This is a genomic window from Candidatus Rhabdochlamydia sp. W815, from assembly GCF_018642185.1.
GTDB classification, from domain to species: Bacteria; Chlamydiota; Chlamydiia; order Chlamydiales; family Rhabdochlamydiaceae; genus Rhabdochlamydia; species Rhabdochlamydia oedothoracis.
Map to the genome: position 1 here is coordinate 1 of NZ_JAAVTY010000109.1, position 4,863 is coordinate 4,863.

The window sequence follows — 4,863 nt, forward strand, 5'->3', positions numbered from 1 at the left end:
AAGTCAGCTCTCTGGCTAGGGATCAGTTTTTTCATACTCAATAGCTTAACACAAAACAAAATATTTTTCTATACGATTGAATCGGAACCACTATAGAAGCATTTTCACTACATAAAAACAATTTGTTCGGTGTAAAAAGTGTTTTAGCATATGAAGGATATTCTGGAGAAAAATTTGCAAAGAGCGTGCAGGAGATATGATGGGTTGTAGAGCGTTCTTTTGCGTGGATAGAAAAATGTCGCAGGCTATGGAAAAATTGCGAAAGAAAGCACATACAAGCCTGAATATGGTGGTTCTCGCTTTTATTGCTCTACTTTTGAAAAGATTTTAAACAGGATCTAAGTAATTTTTCCTTTCCCTCCATTTAGGAAAGAAGTATAGCAAAAATCTAATTACACAAGAAGTCCAATTTTAGGTTTTTTAACCTCAATTAGTATTAGTTATTTATAATTATTAACTTAGAAATATTTCTTGTGTAGAGTAATTGGGGATTATTTATTGACTAAAACCCAAAACTGAGGTCTGAAAGGATGTGTAGGAATTAGTAAATGTGTAAAAAATGTATACAAGTTCCTTTAAGCAGTTTATGGACAATGTTGTGTAAACTCGCGAGGTAAATGAAAATACACATCCTCTACTGTATAGATAATATCTTCAATCTCTTTGACTCCATACTCTTGTAGTTTCTTAATACATCTTTGCACAACATCTTCAGGTGTAGATGCTCCTGCTGTCAAACCTAGCACTTCAACTCCTTTTAGCCATTTAGGATCGATCTCATGTTCTGTATTGATTAGATAAGAGGGTACATTGCGCAAATGCGCTACTTCACATAATCTATTGGAATTAGAACTTCTAGGATCTCCTACTACTAGAATAAGATCTGAGCAATCCACAATACTACGCAAGGCCATCTGGCGATTGGTTGTAGCGTAGCAAATAGAAGAACTGGGCAGTGTTTCAATATGAGGGTATTTAGCAATTAGCGCTTGTGTTACTTCTTTCACATCATCTAAGCTCAATGTGGTTTGTGTGGTATAAAATAAAGGCTCATGGGAAAAACATAAGTTTTCTACATCTAATAGAGATTCCACAACAGTTGTCACTTCAGGAGCTTCTCCTGAGGTACCTATAGTCTCAACGTGATTGCGGTGACCAATTAAAATGATCTGATAGCCTTTTTGCGCGTATCTTTTTACAGCCGAATGCACTTTTGTAACCAAGCCACATGTAGCATCGATTTCTATTAGATTCCTTTTTTTAGCCTGGGCGCGCACTTCAGGAGTAACTCCATGTGCAGAATAGATCAAATAAGAACCACAAGGCACTAGCTCTAGATCTTCAATAAACACAGCACCTTGTTTTTCAAGACTCTCAATTACATGCTTATTGTGAACAATCTCATGCTTTACATAGATAGGAGCACCCCACATCTTCAGTGCCTTTTCTACCGTTTCAATGGCTCGCACAACCCCTGCGCAAAACCCTCGAGGCTTAGAAAGTAGTAGTTTCATATTATCCTTATTCTTTTACAGGTAACGCTTCTAAATGCGTGCATTCTTGATCCACAATTGCTGTTACGCTTAAATCAGACCATACGTTCAAACTGGTCTCTATCATATCTATAAAGGCATAAAAAGGTAAAATAAGACCCAGTGTGTTAAGAGGCACATCCATTCCTATTAAAAACATACTTGTTAGAAAGAAGCACCCCATAGGAACTCCTGCATTTCCAATTGACGCAAGAGTTGACAACACAACCCATATCCCTAAATCCAATAAACCAAAAACATGTCCGTGAATAGTCGAACAGAAAAGCACCGTGATTAAGATAAAAGCAGCGCATCCATTCATATTAATAATCGTGCATAAAGGAAGAGAAAAATGCGCAACTTTAGGATGGATTCCAGCTTCTTTTTCCGCACATTTTAAAGTAACTGGTAAAGTTGCATTGGAAGACTTAGAAAAAAAAGCAAGACTTAAAGCCGTAAAAGAGGCTTTTGCTAACTTTACAGGGGAAATTCCTTTGTATTTTAACAATAAAGGCAAGATTACAAACCCTTGCACAAGATTAGCGCTAACAACTGTTAATAAATACAATCCTAAATGTTTAAAACTATTGGTATGACTAAGATCTTTAAACATAAGAGCTGTAAAGGCCCATGTTCCTAAAGGAATAAGATGGGCAATCCCTTCAGTAACCTTTAAAATGAGTTTAAAAAGCGAAGAGAAAATTTGATGCACAGAAATTCGGTTGTCTTCGGGTAAATATGTAGCCGCAATTCCCATAATAAATCCAATAAAGGCCGTGCCTATTACATTATTCTCTAGAAAGACCTGTACAATGTTACTAGGTACAATTTTCCATAAAAAAGACAGGTAAGTATCTGTAGGTGCTTTAGTGATCTGAACCGCCTCTGCTGCACTTATTTTAGCACTAGGCTGCATGATAAAGAAAAGTAAAAGGCCGACAGCTGCTGCGATAACTGTTGTAAGTAGTGTGTATGTAAATACCCTTTTACCAAGATTGCTTATTTCTAACTGGCTTTTCATTCCAGAAAGCGTAGAGGTAATCGACAGGAAGATAATGGGAATACTCAATAGCTTCAAAAAATTCATAAATAGAGCAGCTGTGATTTCCGCTCCCTTTAGAAGTAATTCTTGTCCAAAAAAACCTGTAATAATCCCCAGGAAGATGGCTCCTAATAAAAATAATAAAGATTTCTTGTTTTGCATAGTTTTTTTTAATAAAAGTGCTAGATCGAGAATAGTAAAAAGGATTGGCTAATTTAGTAACAACAAGAAATCTTTTTCATGCTACAAAAGTATTACCTTAATGGTTTTTTGTCAAATGTCCACAAACCTTATGGCTCAAAAACAATGATTTAAGTTCTATGAAAAAAACCTAATTTAATCTATCATCTTCTTGATTTATTCATCTATGTCTAACCCTTTATTAACCATAAAAAATCTTTCATGTGGAAAAGCATTCTTTTAATTTCCAGATTTTCTTGGTCTTCTCATTCAGCTATCTCAAAAAATAATGTGACTATAAATCCCCTTAATTGCATTAAAAACCTGATACAAGAGCTTTCCTGTTCCCCAAAAGAGACTCCATCTATTTTAAAAAGAAAAGTTACAGCAGAATCTTGGTCTTCTATAATGTGGGAAAACTTACTCTATTTGTTTTTTTCATTAAGAATGAAATTTCTACCTCCTCCTACAAGCAATATTTCTCAACTTAAAAACCTACTTACTCAAGAACAAGTTGAGAAAAAAATATTTGTTGAATACGTCTCTAATGTATTTGGTAAAAGACTGATACAAACGATTCAAAAGGCTATTGACTCTTTACCTAATTTTATTAAGAAGAAGGATCTTTGGCATATATTTGGAATGATTGGACACGCTCTAACTACAAACGATTTAACAGACTTGCTAAAGAGAGTAAATAATGGAGAGATCCCCTTAAAACTTTCTCGAAGCATGTCTACCGATCTTAGTGAGTTGTCTTCTGAAGATATGGAAAAATTAGTCGGTTTTTATCGTAACCCTTTGGAACATCTGCTGCCAAATGAAAAAAAAATATTATGGGAAGAGCTTGAAAAAAGCGGTATACCGCTAAACAATAGAGTTTTAGCCAATGAACAATATGAATATCATATACGTAAATTAACCGAAAATTTAGAAAAAGAAGAACAATGTATAGAAGCGGATTTAAAACTTCTTCCTTTTGCCATTTCTGAGCAATTAGCTAGAATTGTGGCCTATGCACAACCTGATGCTATTTGTAAAAACATGGTAATTCCCATTCCTATTTTTACTGATAAGCAAGATATTGTCTATTATCAGCTTAATAATCACATTAACCAAAAAGGTTTGCACTGCTACTTGTTTACCCCATTAAAAGGTGATTTTCCGGCACAATTGGTTTTTAGGGGCACAGATGATGTAGAAAGTCTTTCTAGAGACATTTTAGATCCAAATGGGATCGGAAAAACCGTTTTTGATGAATGCAAAAACCAAATAGCTGCAATGGTAGAAGCCTATTTTAAAACAACCAAAAGCCCTGCTTTAGAAATCACAGGCCATTCCTTAGGAGGTTTAGATGCGCAACGCGCTATGATTCTTTGTTTAGAGAGGTTTAATCAAGAAAATAATAACGGGCCCTTTTCCCTTCTATCTCGTATTAATTGCTTTACATTTTGCTCTCCTAAATTAGATCTAGATACAATCAAATCATGGGAAGAGCAGATAGATATGCTTAAAAGCCATCTTTCTCCACCTCAAATTAGCCTTAACTTTTGCTACCATAAAAGTGACTTATTAACTCAAGCAGGTTTTAAAAACTTATATATTAAGGAAAACTTAAGCTTTTTACAAGAGAACTACTTACAGGTAACCTCTGACTCAGGAATTCTTGCTACAAATACACATCACAGAGAGCCGTTTTTCAAAGGCGGTAAATTTTATCCAACCCAAGATAATCGTAAGTACATCCATTATAACAGTGCAGATCTTGCTTATTTAGAAGAAAAAATGGACGCTTTACAAGAGGTCATGGGAAAAGAATCCAAGATTAATCTTTCCAAAAAAGATTTAGAAATTATTGAATTATCCAAGAATAAACTAATTGAAATGAAAAAAAACAAAAAAGAAATACAAGCTTATCAAGAAGGCTATTCATCTGATTCCTCTTGGGGAATCTTTCTTATTTACAAATTGCTCATAGCTCCTGGACAGAGGGTTTTTCATTGGATGAACCTATCTTGAATTAAATTTACTGTTTTAAAGATACTTGCCGACTTAAGAAATTCATCCAATATCCCAGTAGTCCAAACATTAATAGTCCGTTCCAATATA

General features: G+C 34.7%; 3 protein-coding genes and 1 pseudogene. 2 read left to right on the forward strand and 2 right to left on the reverse strand.

Features of this window, described 5'->3' with window-relative positions; translation table 11 throughout:
- Nucleotides 1–200: 200 nt before the first annotated feature.
- A pseudogene (locus RHOW815_RS08650) lies at nucleotides 201–331 on the forward strand (IS5/IS1182 family transposase); the annotation flags it as partial.
- 253 nt (nucleotides 332–584) lie between these two features.
- Here the strand turns inward: RHOW815_RS08650 and ispH are convergent.
- Both ispH and RHOW815_RS06850 read right to left on the reverse strand, forming a co-directional pair.
- Nucleotides 585–1,514: a 4-hydroxy-3-methylbut-2-enyl diphosphate reductase gene (ispH, locus tag RHOW815_RS06845; protein ID WP_215217577.1), complete on the reverse strand. Its 930-nt coding sequence runs from the start codon at nucleotides 1,512–1,514 to the stop codon at nucleotides 585–587.
- 7 nt (nucleotides 1,515–1,521) lie between these two features.
- Entirely contained in the window at nucleotides 1,522–2,736 is a 1,215-nt protein-coding gene (locus RHOW815_RS06850) for a dicarboxylate/amino acid:cation symporter (protein WP_215217578.1), read from the reverse strand.
- A 309-nt stretch (nucleotides 2,737–3,045) separates the two neighbouring features.
- On the opposite strand from RHOW815_RS06850, the gene RHOW815_RS06855 reads away from it, so the two are divergent.
- A complete protein-coding gene (locus RHOW815_RS06855) occupies nucleotides 3,046–4,773 on the forward strand; it encodes a hypothetical protein (RefSeq protein ID WP_215217579.1) in 1,728 nt (575 codons plus the stop codon).
- Nucleotides 4,774–4,863 lie beyond the last annotated feature (90 nt).